Genomic DNA, 16,505 nt, shown 5'->3' on the forward strand with positions numbered 1-16,505 from the left:
CCCACTTATTAAAGTTTCACTTTATTTACGTTTCTTTTTAATAAATGAAAAGGCTAAAGCAGCAATTAAAATACTGCCCTTAATGATATCTTGTGCATAATAAGGAACGTTCATCATTGTAAGGCCGTTTAATATGATTCCAATTAATACGGAACCAAGAAATGTTCCGATGACATTTGGTTTCTTAGCACCGAACATTGCATAACCGATATAGGCAGCTGCAACTGCATCCATTAATAATGGAGCGCCAGCTGAAACTTGTCCTGTGCCAACACGGCTACATAGAATAATACCGCCAATAGAGGCAAGTAAACCGCTAATCATATAAGCATATACACGGTAACGATCAGTAGGAATACCAGCTAGTCTAGCAGCTTCTCGATTCCCACCTGTCATATAAAAGAAACGACCGTACGTTGTTTTTTCTAAAAATACATATGCAATCAAAACGACAATAAGCATGATAATGACAGGGACTGGAATTCCTAAGATAGAACCTTGACCGATAAATAAAAAGGATGGAATAAAATGTCCTTTGGCACCAGACATTCCTTCATAAATAGAAGATCCTTTTGAAAATGTTAAGTGTAGTCCATTCACGATATACATGATACTTAATGTAGCTAGTAAATCTGGTAGTTTAATTCGGATAACGAGTAGTGCATTTAATAATCCAACTAATAGCCCACAAAGAATAGGAACAAGGAGTGTGACTAATAGTTCTTGTCGATATAAAATGAGACAGGAAGCAGTGGCAATGGTTGCTAAACTAGCGGTAGAGCCGACCGATAAATCAAACCCATCTACAATTAATGTAAAGGTAACACCAATTGCAAGTAACGTTACGATAGAAATGGAGCGTAAAACATCACTAATATTGTTGTATGTTAAAAAAGAATCGTTGGCGATAGAGAAGAAAATTGTAACACCTATAATGATAGCAATCGTACTGAATTGATAAAAAAGATGAGTAGGTAAATATAGTTTCTTAGTTTTTGTTTTATGAACGAGATTCAATGGAATAACTCCCTTCAGATAAATGTAAAAGCTGTTCAGGAGATAGTTCGTTTGGTAAGTATTCACCTACAAATTCTCCGTTTGCCAGTATAAGAATGCGATCAGCGATATGTAGTGCTTCATCTTGTTCTCCTGTGAAGTAAATTACGGAACTTCCGTTTTCAGTAATGTTACGAATGAATTGAAAAATGTCTTGTTTTGCAGCTATGTCTACACCTTTAGTTGGCTCGTCTAAAAGAAATAGATTCGGTTTGAATCCATGCCACTTTGCAATCGAGACTTTTTGTTGATTTCCACCGCTAAGTGAATGAATAAAGGCTTTTGGGTCATTCGGTGAAATGCTGAAAGAAGAAATTGCCGTAGTAGCATTATTTAATTCGGTTTGTTTTCGTCTCCAACCTGATTGGTGTAAATTAGTGTGGCTTATAATATTTTCCGAAAGAAACACGCCTTGTTTTCTTCTTTCTTCTGGTACAAGTGCGATTTTCGCTTTAATCGCATCCCGCGGTGTTTTAATCGTTATATTTTGACCGTTTATTTCTGCGTGATAAGTATGATGAGCACCAAATAACGTTTCAGCAAGTGTTGTTTTGCCACTGCCAATTAATCCGTATATCACAACAGTTTCACCTTTCCGTACGGTGAGAGAAAGGGGAGAATGGTTTTTGTGTAATGGAAGTTCTTGTGCTTTAAATAATTCTTCGTTCCCTTGTTTTGGTGCTGCATTAATAGGAAGTGTCAGTTGTTTTCCAGTCATCGATTCCACAATTTGTTGATCTGTAACCTTTGTAATCGCTTTAGAAAGTGCGACTTTACCGTTATGTAATACAGTTACATCATCCGCAAAATTTCGAATCTCTGATAAACGATGAGAAATTAAGATGATGCCAATTCCTTTTGATGTTAAATCTTTTAATAGTTGTCCGAAGGTTTCAACTTCTTTCGGTCCAAGAGAAGAAGTAGGCTCATCTAATAAAAGATAATTTGTATTGTTGGATAAAGCTCTTGCGATAAGAAGTAATTGTTTTTCATGTAATGAGCAGTTTGAAACATCTTCCGAAACATTTAAATCTACCTGTACAGTTTGCAAATGTTGTTTAGCGAGTGCGACTAATTTTGACTTTGAAAATAGTACTTTATTTTGCATTGCTAAATGATCGATAAGTACATTTTCTAATACAGATAATCCCGGAATAAGTCCATGATCTACTTCTTGTGTTACGAAAGAAACACCGTGCTTTTTTGCATCGCGTGGCGAAGTAAAGGAAACAGACTGATTATCAATTTTTATATCGCCAGCAACTGGTTGAATTTCACCAGTTGCTATTTTCAGTAGAGTACTTTTCCCAGCACCGTTCATTCCTAGTAGGGCATGAACTTTTCCTTTTTGAATATGGATAGAAACATCTTCTAGAACAGGTGTAGCGGCATGATAAGAATGTGTAATGTGTTGAAGAGAGAATGTCATCATTTTTTCTCCTTCTCTAATTTTTTCATCCAAGGAGAATACGCATCTTTCGAGTCTCCCCAACCGTTTATATGTTTTGATAATTGATCCATTGTTATATTTTCTTTTGGTAAACTATTTTTCTTTACTAAATAAGGTTCTAGTGAATAAATATCTGGCGTTTGTTCACCGGCAATTTTTTTGTATAAGAATCGTACTTGAACTTTCCCTACTTCAGCTGGATCCGTTGCAGCCGTAGCAGACCAAGGTGAGTTTTCTTTTTGCATAAGTTGTAAATCTTCATTACTTAAGTCAATGCTGTATACTTTTATATCTGTACGACCAGCTTGTTCAAGTGCTTTAACAGCTCCTTTAGCAAACTCATCCCACGAAGCGAAAATGGCTTGTAAATCTCCTTCTTTCGGATATTTTTTTAGTAAAGCTTCTACTTGTGTTTGTGTATCAAGTGGTGTGTTATTACTAGCAGTACCGAATCGCGCAATTTCTTTTATATTTGGATACCGTTTATAAAAAGCATCAATGATAACGTTACGACGTTCCATTGGAGCAAATCCGCCAACCCATACGACTGCGATATTTCCTTGTCCATTCAAATCTTCTGCTAACGTTTTTAATGATTTCCATGCAAGACTATAGTCATCTTGATCAATAATCGTTACACCTGGTAAGCGTAGATCGTTATCAAACGCGACTACGGGAATGTTCGCCTGTAACGCTTTTTCTATCCCAGGTTTTAATGCTTCAGATCGGCCATGATCAATTAAAATACCATCCACTTTTGAATTAATAGCAGTATCTAAATTTGCAGCCATTTTTGCTAAATCGTTATCAGAATTGTAGACTTGTACACTACCGCCAAATAGCTCGACTTGTTTTTTGACGCCCTCAATATATTGAGAGGAAAAAGTTCCGATAGACATTTGCATAATTAATGCGATTTTTAATGGCTTTTTTATTTGCTTTGGAATTTCTGTTTGTAAATGATTTTCAACTGTTGTAGTTACTTTTTTCACCGTTTGTTGCTTTTGTGAAGAGATAGCATCTTGTTCATTTGTACAAGCCGTCAATGTAAGTAATAGAAAAATAAGTACGATGGAACACAATTTTTTCATAAAAAAATCCCTCCTAAACTAAGAAGAGAGGGGAGGGAGTGAAAATAAAAAACGCCTTTTCATATAGAAAAGACGTCTTATCATATTACTCTTATCTTTCAACACAACGTGTTGTAAGAATTAGCACCGTGCCCATAAATGGGTCGGTTGCCGGGCTTCGTAGGGCTCATCCCTCCACCTGCTCTTGATAAGACATCGAATATTTAACTATTTTGAATTATTCCATGATTCTGTACAGTTGTCAAATGTTTTTTGAAAATAAAAAATCCCTCAGAAAGAGGGATTTTAATGTGGTAAGAATATCAATTGATAAGCGAACAAGATTCCGAATACATACACAAGCGGGTGAACAGAACGGAATTTACCTTTTGCCACTTTCATAAGTGGGTATGAAATAAATCCAAGTGCGATACCTGTTGCGATACTTGATGTAAGTGGCATGCTTAAGATTACTAAGAATGCTGGGAATGCTTCATCAAATGAATCCCAATCGATGTGGCGAACTGAACCCATCATAAGACTACCAACGATAATTAGTGATGGTGCAGTAATAGCTGATACACCAGATACAGCGCTCACTAATGGTCCAAAGAAAGCTGCTAATGCGAATAGAACAGCTACTGTAACTGTTGTTAAACCAGTACGGCCACCAGCTGCAACACCAGCAGAAGATTCAATGTAAGCTGTTGATGGTGTTGTTCCGAACATAGAACCGATTGTTGCTGAGAATGAGTCAGATAGAAGAGCTCGTCCTGCTTTTGGAAGCTTTCCGTCTTTCATAAATCCACCTTGTTGCGCAACGCCAAGTAGTGTACCTGTTGTATCGAATAGTGTAACAAGGAAGAATGAGAATACAACGCCGTACAATCCGTAGTTAATTACATCAGATACAGCAGTAATTGGATTTGATACGATAATTCCTTCTGGTAATCCAGGCATTGATGTAACACCGTTTGAGAACGTTAATTGTCCTGTGAAGAAAGCGATAAGACCAGTTAATAGCATGCCGATAAATAGCGCACCATTTACATTTAAAGACATAAGGACAATTGTAATTCCAAGTCCAGCTAATGCTAGTAAAACTGGAGCAGAGTGAAGATCACCAAGTCCAACTAAGTTTGCATCGTTTTTTGTAACGATACCTGTTAAACGTAAACCGATAAAGGCGATAAATAGTCCGATACCAGCAGTAATTGCGTGTTTTAAGTTTTCAGGAATGGCTTCCATTAATTTTGTACGGAAAGATGTGAATGATAACAAAATTAAAATCATACCTGCTACGAATACAGCAGAGAATGCAATTGCGAAAGTCATGCCTTCATGAGCTTTTACAACAGAGTAAGAGAAGTAAGCATTTAATCCCATACCTGGTGCAATTGCGATTGGTAAGTTTGTAAAGATCGCCATAAATAATGTTCCGACAACAGCAGCGATAATTGTTGCTGTAAATGCTTGTTCAAATGGAACACCTGCATCCCCAAGGATGACAGGGTTTACGACAATGATATATGCCATTGTTAAGAAGGTAATAATACCTGCCATAATTTCAGTTTTAATAGAAGTTTTATGTTTTGAAAGGTTAAACATATAAACATCCTTTCTGTTTACGAATAATTTTCACAACAGTTATATATAATATTCGTTTTTTAACTATTTTGCAATAGTTTTGTATAAAAAGTTTACAACAATTCATATTTTGTGTCTTAAATTCGAATATTAATCGTAAAACTATGTGTGAATTGTAGTTTTTTATTGTGCACATGATAAGGAAAAGGAGCTGAAGGAAGTTATGCCACAGCAAAAAAGCTTTTTAACAATGCCAGCCCAACATCAAAATAAACAGCCTGGTATTGAATCATTAATGAATCCACTTCCGCAGTTTGAAGATCCCAATTATAAGGGAAGTGAAAAGTTAAAGGGGAAGAATGTGTTAATTACAGGGGGAGATAGCGGGATTGGACGAGCTGTTTCCATCGCTTTTGCAAAAGAGGGTGCAAATATTGCAATTGCTTATTTAGATGAGGAGGGGGATGCGAATGAGACGAAACAACGTGTTGAAAAAGAAGGTGTAAAGTGTGTATTACTACCGGGAGATCTAAGTAATGAACAACATTGTAAAGATATTGTGGAAGAGACTGTTTCACAGTTAGGCGGTTTAAATATTGTTGTGAATAACGTCGCACAGCAATATCCGCAGCAAGGACTAGAATATATTACAGCAGAACAGCTAGAAAAAACATTCCGTATTAATATTTTTTCTTATTTTCACGTTACGAAAGCAGCACTTTCTCACTTCAAACAAGGGGATGTCATTATAAATACGGCGTCTATCGTTGCATATGAAGGAAATGAAACTTTAATTGATTATTCTGCAACGAAAGGAGCTATCGTTGCTTTTACAAGATCTCTCTCTCAATCGTTAGTGCAAAAAGGAATTCGTGTAAATGGTGTTGCGCCAGGCCCGATTTGGACACCTCTTATTCCATCGAGCTTTGATGAGAAGAAAGTGTCACAGTTTGGAAGCAATGTTCCGATGCAAAGACCTGGTCAGCCATATGAATTAGCACCAGCATACGTATACTTAGCATCTGACGATTCATCTTATGTTACGGGGCAAATGATACATGTAAACGGAGGCGTTATCGTAAATGGATAGTTTTCATTTATAAGAGCAAAGTAAAGCTAATTGCATTTATTATGATGTTAGTGCTAGGGAGGATTTAGATGAAAAAAGTATTGTTTATCGTAATCCTATTTTTCTGCCTACCAGCTAGCGTTTTTGCTAATACAGATCATTTAATATTAGTTAATCTTACGACGAATCAGCTGTCTTTCTTTGAAGAAGGAAACTATACGAGAACGTTTCCGATAACGACTGGAAGAGATCGTACACCTACGCCAGAAGGTAATTTTTGTATTATAACTAAATATAAAAATAAAGAATACCATCGAAAAAAGATACGTGGTGGTGCACCAAACAACCCTCTCGGTACGAGGTGGCTTGGACTAGATAAAAAGGAATATGCGATTCACGGGACAAATCGGGAATGGACGATTGGAAGTAGGGAATCAAATGGTTGTATTCGCATGCATGACAAGGATATACAATGGTTATATGACCGAGTACAATTACAAACAAAAGTAATCATTTCTCGTTTTCATACGAGTCCGGAATATGAGGCAAATACACTTGGTTATCGTGTTGTGAGTTGGAATGGTCGTAAAGTAGAAGAAGAGCAAATTGGAATACTTACGTTAGTAGACCGCGCGGATATATATTGGCAAGAACCGAATGGGCAGTTAACAAAAGTGAAAACGGTATTGCCGAATGAAAGATATACGGTGTACTCAAAACGAAAAAATGGAATATATTATATAGGAAACAATTTGTATATTGTAGATGAAACAGGAGAAAAAATTCGTTACGAGCAAATTCCTACTTCGACTTTAAGTAATATATATAAACGGAAATACAATGTTCCGTAATAGCTACCGTTTTATAGGCGGTAGCTTATTTCTACTTGGAGTTTAACTGCAACTATTGTATTTTGCTGAATATAATACAATACAGATAGGGGGCGGTTACATTATGAAAAGTGAATTTGCATTTAAAGTTTTCTTAGTAACGACCTGTTTATTCATTGTGTATTTGTATGCGTTTCTCGTCTTTTCTTTTTATGTTCCATATGTTGATTTAATATTGTTCTTCGGATTTATTTGGGCTTTTGTAAAAGCAAGGGAAGGAGAAAAGAGTATATATAGGCGCATTACCCTATGTGGGACTGTCGTCCTCGTTATTTTGTACTTTTTTATCATGCATGATTTTTGGAGGGGAATGTAAAAAAGCATACGATTCATCGTATGCTTTTTATGTTTAATATTTTGGTTTAAATGTATGGCAACAAGTTTCTACACTCGTTGCTACAGAGTTTTCTAGCGTCTCGTTTGTTAAAACCGCGCTTGTATACGAATCATTTTCAGTTTGACCAGCTTCATCTGCATCAGGCTGAACGATGATAGCACTTGCTTGACAAAAGTTACCTTGTCCCCAAAATGAGCAATTGGAAACAGAGCATTTTACTTCTGGCATAAAACCCCCTCCTTATACATTAGTGTGAGGTTTTACGCCCATTTCATGTGTAGAAGGAGTTTCCTTTTCTCGTTATTTCTTCGTTTGCTCAAGCCATTCTTTTAATTTGTCTTTCGATTGTTCGCCGCTAATACGGCTCACTTCTTTACCATCTTTAAAATGAATGATTGTTGGTGTACCTTGAATTTTATATTCATCCCAAGGAGCATCTAATTTTTCAATATCCATAACTTTCATATCAACATTCAAGTCTTTAGCCATCGGTACTACGACAGGAGATAATTTTTGGCAATGAACGCAAGATGTTTGATAAAAGTATACTGTTTCTTCTTTTTTCTCTTTTAAATTCTTTTGGAGATCTGAAAGAGAGATTTTATTTGTGTAGTAGTCAGCACCATCTGTTTGACTACCAGTAGCATTATCAATTTTTTGGCTAGTTGAAGCATTTTTTTCTTCCATTTGTGTGACAGCAAAAATTGCTGCAAACAAGGCGATAATAATACCGCCAAATATAAGCATTTTTTTCATTCTTTCATCTCCTTATTTGTTTTTGATTACGATAAAGCTACAAACAGCGATTGTGATAAAGCCGATAAGTGCTAAAAACGGGATGGTCACAAAGCCGAACCAGTTTATGTATTCTCCCGTACAAGGTACGCGGCCGCAAGCTGCCCCAGCAGCTGAAAATGCTGCGATTTTTTGAATTGCATAGTGATATAAAGAAATACAAGCACCAATACTTGCGATTGGTAAAGAATAACTTGCAATGCGATAGTCTTTCTTTACTACAGCGATACCAAGCCATAAAACAAATGGATACATAAAAATACGCTGATACCAACAAAGGACACAAGGCTCAAATTTCATGATTTCGGAAAAGTATAGACTTCCTAATGTAGCAATAAATGAAGCTCCCCATGCAGTAAGTAAAGCATATTCTTGCTTTTTTTCTCGTCCCATATTTTATACCTCACTTATAATAGTTACATACTAAATTATAGTATGAAGTAGTAGGGAAAAGAAAGAAAAAATATGTTTATCAATAAAAGTTTTATAAGGAGAAACATTTATTGATATCAACATTTTAAAAAGCGCCATTCTCATAAAGAGAATAGCGCTATATTTTACATTTGAATTTGCTCTACTTCTTCTACATGTGACTTTTGAGATGCGTGGTCAATATATTGAAATAGGAGCTGCAATTGTTTATCAACTTCTGGTAGTTCTTTACTGTATTGATAAGCGTGTAAAAAATGCTCAATACGCTTAGAAAATAATTGATCGTTCGTCTGAACCATGAGAACGAGTAATTTATCCCAATTACAGCAATACGTGTAATAGAGAGCTTTATCATAGTCGTTATATGTTTGCACTGTGTACCCTCCTTACCGAGAGTTATATATAGTGTGTGATAAGTAAAGAGAAATACACTTGAAAGAATTTGTTAAGAAAAAAAGTGAATGAAAAAAAACGAGGTATTTCCTCGTTTTTTAAGCTTTTGGCATTGGCGTAGGTGTTGGTTTGCCATAGCCTTCTTTGTATTTATTGTCAATATAGTTACGAATTTCAAGCGTTGATTTTCCTTTTTGCTTCATCGCAGCCGATTCAACTGCGATTTCTAGGCAATTGACGCAAGTCGTTGCATGGGAATCCCAAACAACTTCACCATTCTTCTTAATTTCACGAATAAAGCAATTTTTATTATTTTTATGTCCTACACTTTCACCGCAACCGCAGTAACATGGGATCCAATCTAATAGCTCTGCATTTTGTCCAGCGACAGTGTAAATGTCTTTCATTTGTGGATCAAGCTTGTCTAGGAAGGCCGGAAGTGTGTCGACTCCTTTTGTTTTTTCTTGAATGTCAGCTTGCTGCGTGTGCGATGCATGGTCATGCTCTTCTTTTGATTCAGATGATTTTTTTTCATTTGTACTAGTAGCTCCGCATCCAGCAAGAATTAAGCTCAGTACTGCAAGTAAAGAAAATACATATTTCTTCATACGCTTGTCCCCTTTACACATGTATTAATCAAATTGTATCAAATATCATGGTGTGTCGGGTGAAGATTCTTTCGACTTATTTTTGAAGCGCCACCGCAATGAATGGAATAGAAATAAGACTGGGATATAAGCGTATACAATATATAAACCAGCTTGAGACAGTACTGTATTCAATGTATTGATACTTTCGCGGTTTGTGAAATACAAGGATGAAATAAATATAGTTGCGATAAAAAATGGCAGTGTAATGTTAAATGGTATGCGAAAAGATTTCTTAGTAATGCAACAAGAAGACCAAATCGTTAAACAAAGATTAGGTAAAATAATAAGATACCATAAGAAAATAATGATATACTCAAACCTTTGGATAAAAGGAACTTTAATGATTTTTAGCATCGTTAATGTTGGCCAAATTGTATGATGTAGTTGCCCTTGGCTATAGTACATAATGGACACAATCGCTAATATTACGTATAGAATGGTTGTAAAAGCAATACCGCTATGTGCCCATTTATTTAACGATTTTCCTTTTTTAATAAATGGATAAAAGATAAGGATTGCTTCAAATCCAAGAAATTCTAATGCAGATGCTTTCGCTGAAGTTAAAATGTCTAAAGGTGAATGAGCGAGAATTGGGAAAATGTTACGGACATGTGCGTATTTCATTGGGAAAACTAAGAAAAATAGTACGAAAATCGGGATTATGACGCCCCAAAAGCATATTCCTCCCACAGAACGAAAGCCACCCCTAATTATGTAATAAGCCACAAGTAAAAATAGTAAAGTTAATTTCCACGGTTTAATTGTAGGAAAGACCCAAACTTGAATGACTTCAATATATGAACGAAGAACAGTAAGGCAAAATAATAGAAGGTATGCAGCAAAGCATACGGAAAAAAATGTTCCAATCCACTTTCCGAAACATGTCGTATGAATATTCATTAAATCATTATCTTTTTCTAACATTTTCAGCATACAAAATAACACGATGTGAGTTGCAATACCAGCGATAATAAGAGAAATCCAAGCATCATAACCGGCAAATTGCGCAATAATCCTTTGGTATCCTAACACACCTACTCCAATTTGAAGGGAGTGTAATAGAAGGAATGTGAAATAAGGGGAAACAGTATGTGTTTTATCTTGTCCAGCCATGATAGCACCTCACTATTCTCCGATACCAGATTGTACGACATTAATCTTCACACTAACAGCAACGTCTACGCTAGGATACATGTCTTGAATTTGTTTTATGTTCCATTTTCTTGAATGACTACGAATTTCTTCACGTATACCAATTGGATCGATTTTATTTTCTTGGAATTGTTTTATTAATTCGTTTAAATCCTTCTCAAGTGTTTTTTCTACATGTCTTTTTACGTAAGTTACATTTTTACTCTTTGATAAATCAAGCCAGCTGGGAGCATTTTTTACGAGTCCATTTAATTTTAAGTGTATGTTAATTTTCGGAATTTCACCGTTTGGCGAAAGAGAACATACACTTTTTCCAGATAAGTTTTGAGTAGCAATTAATCCTTTATGTTTACCTTGGCGTATCGGAACTTCGTAACGCCCATTTTTCGTTGGATTAATGAGTAATTTAAATAAAAAAGACTTTTCCTTATCTGTATACATAGCCACTTTATCCTTTTTTAAAAAAGCTAGTCCTTTAATGGAAGCAGATTTGTCTTCTGATACTTGAATGTAAGGAAGAAATGGATCGCATCCAGATGAATAGAAGTTATATAAAAAAATATTTAAAGCTGTCCGCGGGATTGTCTCGTTTTTTATATTTTGCTCCAGTAAATCAGATAGATAAAGTGATCCATTTGTTTTGACATGTTTCAGTAATTCTTCTGCTGAACCATCTACAAGTGCTAGCTGCACATCACGGCCAATGTTAGGATCACGTTGTAAGTTGTTAATAACATCTCCAAGTCCATGTTCACCAAATGCTTTTCCAAATAGGACAACACGCATTTGACCTACAGCGATCGTATGTGGAGATTTGGCGTTTAGAAGGGAAGAGATTGTTTCAATTGTACCTGCATGAGTTGATTGAGTTTCTGGTTTCGATTGTACGCCCTTTGTGTAATCGGGATATAAAATGGTTCCGCGAAATTTTTTATCTTTTATTATATCGAATCCACCTACGTGAATCATTCGCTGTGTATCAACTATATGTGCTTCTGTACAACCAGATTGAACAATTAAAATGATAATGGAAAAGCATAATAAAATATTTTTCATTTCTCTTCACCGTCACGTTTTTCTTTCGCTTTGTTTGGGTCATAGCGCCATTTCTTTTTTGGTCTCAGAAAAGAGGCACGTCCAGCAGTTTGACTAAACGGCAAACGAAGGAGTCCTTCTGCTGTCCCTAAACCGCGAAATGGATATAGAGGTAATAAATAAGGTGATCCAAGTGATTTTAAGCGAATTAAATGAGCTAATATGAGTACGAATCCTACAATGAGACCTAAGCCCCCAAATGCACCAGCTAAAAGAATAAGTGGAAATCGTAGTATCCGGATAGTAGAAGACATTTTTACAGTTGGTGTTGTAAAAGAAGCGAGTGCTGATAAAGCAACTGCAATTAATAAAATGTTACTCGTTAAAGCAGCTTGAACAGATGCTTGGCCAATTACAATCCCGCCAACGATGCCGATTGTTTGTCCAACTTTTGTAGGTAATCGTGCTCCAGCTTCACGGAGCAATTCGATTGTGATTTCTAAAAAAAGTGCTTCTAAAATGGGCGGAAAGGGTACATTAGCTCTTGAAAAAATAATCGGACCTAGTAAATCCGCAGGAATCATTTGATAGTGATACGTTAATACAGCTGTATAAATAGCTGATGAAAATAGCGAGAATGCTGCTCCGAAAAAGCGAACCATTCGAAGAAATGAGCCTGCTATCCATGGTAAATAATAATCTTCTGGCGAGACGAAGAAATCAAGTAACGTCGCTGGTCCAGCTAATGCGTAAGGTGAACCGTCTGTTAAAATAACAACGCCTCCATTCAGTAATGCGTACACAGAACGGTCTAGCCGCTCTGTAGGTAGTAAAACAGGGAAGGGTGAGTTACTATTATCGCTAATAAACTGTTCAATCATAGTTGCATCAAAAGGAACATCAAAGTCAACATCTTGTAAGCGCTGCATTGCGGTATTGATGTGTTGTTCATTTGTAATGCCTTCGATGTAAGCAACTATCACCTTTGTTTTTGATATAGAGCCAACTATAACTTCTTTGAAAACTAATTGCTCTGTTACTATATTTCGGCGAAGTAAGTGTGTATTTGTATCAATATTTTCAACAAATCCGACTTTTGGACCGATTACACTATATTCATTTTCGGTATCGTTATATAATCGTGTACCTAAAACTGAACTTTCAGCACGAATAAGTACATATTCTGCTGCTTGAGAATCGTTTTTAAGCTGTATGAGTACATACCCAACTAATAATTTTTCACGAATATCATCAATAGAAGGGTTGGTAATAATCCCTTCGAGTGTGACGATATTTGCTATATCATTTATAGTTTCAATGTGATCCAATTCTCTTTTTATAGGTGTTAAAATGAATCGATTAATGAGGAGTGATTCAGCTGTAGATTTATAATAAAACAAACATAGCGTCCCATCTTCTACGATGTTATAAGAAACGAAATCACTAGATTCTTTCATAGTTTGGATAAAATCTGGAATGGAACAGATTGTTTTTTTCTTCTTTTTAGACGATAAACGAAACACTTTCTCACCCCTTACTACATCATTTGTTTATGTTAGTTTTTGGGAAAGACGGGAATTTATACTTCAAAGTTGAAAGTTCATAAAGAAAAGGAAGAGCAGTGAATACCTCTTCCTTTTTTGCGTGTTAATTTGTTTGCTTCTCTTTAATAGACTTCACTAATTTAATCATCTCTGCTCGTATATCTTCTCTTTTAACATTTAATTTTTCCGCGATTTGTTTAATATCCATACCGTCTTTTTTCATTTTTAGTACATCATCAAGAGGGGTATTACTTTTTTGAGAGATGATTGTTAATACCGTGAGCTGACGTAAGCCGATATTATATTCTTTCATTTTTTGTTTGAGTCCATCGGGTGTGGATTTTTGCATCATTGCTAATTGTTGCAGTAATGCTTTTTTTGTTTCCTTATTCATATGATGCTTTTTAAGCTTACTTGGATCTACACCGAAATGTTGTGCGGTTTTCTCCCAAGATTTATTTTGCTTATAGTAAGCTAAAACGTCCTTAGTTTCTTTTTTGCTGATTCTTGCAATGTGGGCAGCTTTCCAAATTTCATGTTTATTATAGCCGAGTTTTTCGAGCGACTGCATTTCTTCTTCTGAAATAGGTTTATGATGATGCATTGCAACTTCCTTTGGCGTGGTAGCAGAAGCAGGGAAGGTAGATACCCCGCATAATAATGCGGCCATAGTCATACTTACTGCGATTTTTTTGTACATGTAAACTCCTCCTAGATGGATAATGTGGAAAACTTTACACATATCATTTCCATAAAATGTGAAAAACTTGTGAACAAGCTAAGTTTTTTTATTCACAGTAGAAAAAGAAGTTTTTTATATGTTTTCCAACATAAAACATTGATTAATAGTGAAAAATTAGGTTATAATCGAAATTGAAAATCAATATCAATAACAAACTTATACATATAGATGAAAAATAAGGGAGAGAAAAATATGACTACATATACTTCCATCGCAAATGTTATTAAAGAAAGACGATCTGTTCGTACATTTACAGATAAAGCAGTAGACAAAGAATTATTAATTGAACTATTAAACGATGCAACGTGGGCACCAAATCATAAACACCGTGAGCCATGGAATTGTAAATTATACATTGGGGACGGCCGTAAGAAATTAGTAGATGCGGTATTAAACTCTTTCACAGAAGAAGAAAGAGCGAAACGCGGTAAAATTTTATCTGATCGTTTCTTAAGCACACCTGCACAAATCGTTGTATATATGAATGAAGATCCGCGTCAAATTCAGCGTGACGAAGATTACGCTGCAACATGCGCATTTATGCAAAACTTCCAATTGCTTGCTTGGGAACGCGGCTTAGGCTGTGTTTGGAAATCAGGCGGATTAAACTACAATCCATTATTTATAGAAGGAATCGGTTTAACAAGAGGCCAACGTATCGTTGGAATCCTTCATATTGGTTATTTCGAAAAAGCGCCAGAAGGAAAAGCTCGTACACCGATTACGGAGAAGATGGAAATTATTGAAGGTTAATAGATGAGACATTCTCGTTTTTACGGGGGTGTCTTTTTATTATGCAATCAATCCTCATGAAAGCTTGTTCCCCATCATACACTTTCTTAAGGGAAAGTGTAAGGAGGGAAAATAATGAGAGCAAGTGACGATAAAGCACTGCAATATGCGATTGCGGAAATTACGGAAATTGCGACTGGATTTGGGCTTGATTTTTATCCGATGCGTTATGAAATATGTCCAGCGGAAATTATTTATACATTTGGTGCATATGGGATGCCGACAAGGTTTTCACATTGGAGTTTTGGAAAACAATTTTTCAGAATGAAATTACAATACGATTTAGGACTTAGTAAAATATACGAACTCGTTATTAACTCTGATCCATGTTACGCCTTTTTATTAGATACGAATTCTTTAATTCAAAACAAATTAATTGTAGCACACGTTTTAGCACACTGTGATTTCTTCAAAAATAATATTCGTTTTTCAAATACGAAGCGAGATATGGTAGAGAGTATGGCGGCAACAGCGGACCGTGTGAAAGCGTATGAGCATAAGTATGGAAAGGCAGAGGTAGAAACATTTTTAGATGCCGTACTTGCCATTCAAGAGCATATTGATCCGTCGCTTATGCGTCCGAAACTTGCATGGAGTATTGATGATTTAGAAGAGGAAGAAGTGGAAAAGAAAAAAGCATCACAATACGATGATTTATGGAATTTAGATGATCGAAATAAAAAGAGGGAACGATCGAATATACGCAAAAAGAAGAAGATTCCACCGCAACCAGAGAAAGATTTACTACTCTTTATTGAAGAATATAGTCGTGAGCTTGAAGATTGGCAGCGAGACATATTAACGATGATGCGCGAGGAAATGTTATATTTCTGGCCACAGCTTGAAACGAAGATCATGAACGAAGGCTGGGCTTCTTACTGGCATCAACGTATACTGCGTGAAATGGACTTAACATCTGATGAAGCAATCGAATTTGCGAAATTAAATGCAGGTGTCGTTCAGCCATCAAAAACAAGCATTAATCCATACTACCTCGGTATTAAAATGTTTGAAGATATTGAAGAACGCTACAACAACCCGACAGAAGAAATGAAAAGGCGTGGTGTGAAGCCTGGTTCTGGTCGAGAGAAAATGTTTGAAGTACGCGAAATTGAATGGGACGTATCGTTCCTAAGAAACTACTTAAATAAAAATCTTGTTATGCGAGAAGATATGTACTTATTCCAGCGCCAAGGAAAAGAATATAAAGTAATTGATAAAGAATGGGAACATGTACGTGATCAACTCGTAAATATGCGGACAAATGGTGGATTCCCGTACTTAGTAGTAGAAGATGGAGACTACTTAAAGAACGGAGAATTATACATTAAACATAGTTACGAAGGAATCGAGCTCGATTTAAAATACTTAGAAAAAGTATTGCCATATCTTCATCAGTTGTGGGGAAGAACGGTGCATATGGAGTCGATTGTGGAGAGTAAGGGCGTTGTGTTTTCTTATGATGGGAAGATGGTGCATCGGAAATATGTGTGATGGAAAGAACGGACATA

Annotated in this window: 18 protein-coding genes and 1 riboswitch; of the genes, 5 read left to right on the forward strand and 13 right to left on the reverse strand. The window is 36.0% G+C overall.

Going from position 1 to position 16,505, the window contains the following annotated elements:
* Window positions 1-21: 21 nt before the first annotated feature.
* From JDS81_RS22945 to JDS81_RS22960, 4 genes are all read right to left on the reverse strand, one after another.
* Window positions 22-1,017 carry an ABC transporter permease gene (locus tag JDS81_RS22945; protein WP_097953272.1) on the reverse strand — a complete coding sequence of 332 codons (996 nt, stop codon included), beginning with the start codon at window positions 1,015-1,017 and terminating at the stop codon, window positions 22-24.
* A complete protein-coding gene (locus JDS81_RS22950) occupies window positions 1,001-2,488 on the reverse strand; it encodes a sugar ABC transporter ATP-binding protein (protein ID WP_097953284.1) in 1,488 nt (495 codons plus the stop codon). The genes JDS81_RS22945 and JDS81_RS22950 overlap by 17 nt, the downstream gene beginning before the upstream one ends.
* Window positions 2,485-3,597, reverse strand: coding sequence for a sugar ABC transporter substrate-binding protein (locus tag JDS81_RS22955; RefSeq protein ID WP_097953271.1), 1,113 nt, complete (start codon window positions 3,595-3,597; stop codon window positions 2,485-2,487). The genes JDS81_RS22950 and JDS81_RS22955 overlap by 4 nt, the downstream gene beginning before the upstream one ends.
* Before the next feature lie 88 nt (window positions 3,598-3,685).
* A riboswitch (SAM riboswitch) is annotated at window positions 3,686-3,791 on the reverse strand.
* A 91-nt stretch (window positions 3,792-3,882) separates the two neighbouring features.
* Complete coding sequence (locus JDS81_RS22960) at window positions 3,883-5,184, reverse strand: NCS2 family permease (protein ID WP_000482720.1); 1,302 nt, start codon at window positions 5,182-5,184, stop codon at window positions 3,883-3,885.
* Between the two features lie 202 nt (window positions 5,185-5,386).
* On the opposite strand from JDS81_RS22960, the gene JDS81_RS22965 reads away from it, so the two are divergent.
* The 3 genes from JDS81_RS22965 (at window position 5,387) to JDS81_RS22975 (ending at window position 7,438) form a co-directional block, all read left to right on the forward strand.
* A complete protein-coding gene (locus JDS81_RS22965; RefSeq protein WP_001136299.1) occupies window positions 5,387-6,253 on the forward strand; it encodes an SDR family oxidoreductase in 867 nt (288 codons plus the stop codon).
* A gap of 68 nt (window positions 6,254-6,321) precedes the next feature.
* Window positions 6,322-7,083 carry a L,D-transpeptidase gene (locus tag JDS81_RS22970; RefSeq protein WP_000756372.1) on the forward strand — a complete coding sequence of 254 codons (762 nt, stop codon included), beginning with the start codon at window positions 6,322-6,324 and terminating at the stop codon, window positions 7,081-7,083.
* A 103-nt stretch (window positions 7,084-7,186) separates the two neighbouring features.
* The gene (locus JDS81_RS22975; RefSeq protein WP_000834196.1) at window positions 7,187-7,438 is read left to right on the forward strand and encodes a hypothetical protein; all 252 of its coding nucleotides are present in this window, start codon (window positions 7,187-7,189) and stop codon (window positions 7,436-7,438) included.
* Between the two features lie 33 nt (window positions 7,439-7,471).
* Here JDS81_RS22975 and JDS81_RS22980 read toward each other — a convergent pair whose 3' ends face one another.
* From JDS81_RS22980 to JDS81_RS23020, 9 genes are all read right to left on the reverse strand, one after another.
* Complete coding sequence (locus tag JDS81_RS22980; RefSeq protein WP_097953270.1) at window positions 7,472-7,687, reverse strand: DUF1540 domain-containing protein; 216 nt, start codon at window positions 7,685-7,687, stop codon at window positions 7,472-7,474.
* A 72-nt stretch (window positions 7,688-7,759) separates the two neighbouring features.
* A complete protein-coding gene (locus JDS81_RS22985) occupies window positions 7,760-8,215 on the reverse strand; it encodes a thioredoxin family protein (protein ID WP_000738433.1) in 456 nt (151 codons plus the stop codon).
* Window positions 8,216-8,227: 12 nt separating this feature from the next.
* Window positions 8,228-8,647, reverse strand: coding sequence for a disulfide formation protein C (locus JDS81_RS22990; protein ID WP_000532269.1), 420 nt, complete (start codon window positions 8,645-8,647; stop codon window positions 8,228-8,230).
* Window positions 8,648-8,811: 164 nt separating this feature from the next.
* Window positions 8,812-9,060, reverse strand: a complete 249-nt coding sequence (locus JDS81_RS22995) for a YhdB family protein (RefSeq protein ID WP_001195459.1) — start codon at window positions 9,058-9,060, stop codon at window positions 8,812-8,814.
* A 117-nt stretch (window positions 9,061-9,177) separates the two neighbouring features.
* On the reverse strand, window positions 9,178-9,687 hold the full coding sequence (locus JDS81_RS23000) for a PCYCGC domain-containing protein (RefSeq protein ID WP_000761015.1): 510 nt from the start codon (window positions 9,685-9,687) through the stop codon (window positions 9,178-9,180).
* Between the two features lie 45 nt (window positions 9,688-9,732).
* Window positions 9,733-10,842 (reverse strand): GerAB/ArcD/ProY family transporter, encoded by a 1,110-nt coding sequence (locus JDS81_RS23005; protein ID WP_097953269.1) that lies wholly within the window; start codon window positions 10,840-10,842, stop codon window positions 9,733-9,735.
* 12 nt (window positions 10,843-10,854) lie between these two features.
* On the reverse strand, window positions 10,855-11,937 hold the full coding sequence (gene gerYC, locus JDS81_RS23010; protein ID WP_097953268.1) for a spore germination protein GerYC: 1,083 nt from the start codon (window positions 11,935-11,937) through the stop codon (window positions 10,855-10,857).
* Window positions 11,934-13,439: a spore germination protein gene (locus JDS81_RS23015; protein WP_097953267.1), complete on the reverse strand. Its 1,506-nt coding sequence runs from the start codon at window positions 13,437-13,439 to the stop codon at window positions 11,934-11,936. Before JDS81_RS23015 ends, gerYC begins: the two co-directional genes overlap by 4 nt.
* Before the next feature lie 124 nt (window positions 13,440-13,563).
* Window positions 13,564-14,160 (reverse strand): hypothetical protein, encoded by a 597-nt coding sequence (locus JDS81_RS23020; protein ID WP_142316311.1) that lies wholly within the window; start codon window positions 14,158-14,160, stop codon window positions 13,564-13,566.
* Between the two features lie 234 nt (window positions 14,161-14,394).
* Between JDS81_RS23020 and JDS81_RS23025 the strand changes: the two genes are divergently transcribed.
* Window positions 14,395-14,955, forward strand: a complete 561-nt coding sequence (locus tag JDS81_RS23025) for a nitroreductase family protein (RefSeq protein ID WP_097879046.1) — start codon at window positions 14,395-14,397, stop codon at window positions 14,953-14,955.
* Between the two features lie 114 nt (window positions 14,956-15,069).
* Window positions 15,070-16,488 (forward strand): stage V sporulation protein SpoVR, encoded by a 1,419-nt coding sequence (gene spoVR, locus JDS81_RS23030; protein WP_001202698.1) that lies wholly within the window; start codon window positions 15,070-15,072, stop codon window positions 16,486-16,488.
* The last annotated feature ends 17 nt before the right edge of the window (window positions 16,489-16,505 follow it).

Source organism: Bacillus cereus group sp. N31, from assembly GCF_016483245.1.
Taxonomy (GTDB): domain Bacteria; phylum Bacillota; class Bacilli; order Bacillales; family Bacillaceae_G; genus Bacillus_A; species Bacillus_A toyonensis.

What these genes read in the sequence shown, in the direction of transcription:
- JDS81_RS22950 (WP_097953284.1), bottom strand. Translation starts at nt 2,488, where the DNA reads ATGATGACATTCTCTCTTCAACACATTACACATTCTTATCATGCCGCT.
- JDS81_RS22955 (WP_097953271.1), bottom strand. Translation starts at nt 3,597, where the DNA reads ATGAAAAAATTGTGTTCCATCGTACTTATTTTTCTATTACTTACATTG.
- JDS81_RS22960 (WP_000482720.1), bottom strand. Translation starts at nt 5,184, where the DNA reads ATGTTTAACCTTTCAAAACATAAAACTTCTATTAAAACTGAAATTATG.
- JDS81_RS22965 (WP_001136299.1), top strand. Translation starts at nt 5,387, where the DNA reads ATGCCACAGCAAAAAAGCTTTTTAACAATGCCAGCCCAACATCAAAAT.
- JDS81_RS22970 (WP_000756372.1), top strand. Translation starts at nt 6,322, where the DNA reads ATGAAAAAAGTATTGTTTATCGTAATCCTATTTTTCTGCCTACCAGCT.
- JDS81_RS22975 (WP_000834196.1), top strand. Translation starts at nt 7,187, where the DNA reads ATGAAAAGTGAATTTGCATTTAAAGTTTTCTTAGTAACGACCTGTTTA.
- JDS81_RS22980 (WP_097953270.1), bottom strand. Translation starts at nt 7,687, where the DNA reads ATGCCAGAAGTAAAATGCTCTGTTTCCAATTGCTCATTTTGGGGACAA.
- JDS81_RS22985 (WP_000738433.1), bottom strand. Translation starts at nt 8,215, where the DNA reads ATGAAAAAAATGCTTATATTTGGCGGTATTATTATCGCCTTGTTTGCA.
- JDS81_RS22990 (WP_000532269.1), bottom strand. Translation starts at nt 8,647, where the DNA reads ATGGGACGAGAAAAAAAGCAAGAATATGCTTTACTTACTGCATGGGGA.
- JDS81_RS23000 (WP_000761015.1), bottom strand. Translation starts at nt 9,687, where the DNA reads ATGAAGAAATATGTATTTTCTTTACTTGCAGTACTGAGCTTAATTCTT.
- JDS81_RS23005 (WP_097953269.1), bottom strand. Translation starts at nt 10,842, where the DNA reads ATGGCTGGACAAGATAAAACACATACTGTTTCCCCTTATTTCACATTC.
- gerYC (WP_097953268.1), bottom strand. Translation starts at nt 11,937, where the DNA reads ATGAAAAATATTTTATTATGCTTTTCCATTATCATTTTAATTGTTCAA.
- JDS81_RS23020 (WP_142316311.1), bottom strand. Translation starts at nt 14,160, where the DNA reads ATGTACAAAAAAATCGCAGTAAGTATGACTATGGCCGCATTATTATGC.
- JDS81_RS23025 (WP_097879046.1), top strand. Translation starts at nt 14,395, where the DNA reads ATGACTACATATACTTCCATCGCAAATGTTATTAAAGAAAGACGATCT.
- spoVR (WP_001202698.1), top strand. Translation starts at nt 15,070, where the DNA reads ATGAGAGCAAGTGACGATAAAGCACTGCAATATGCGATTGCGGAAATT.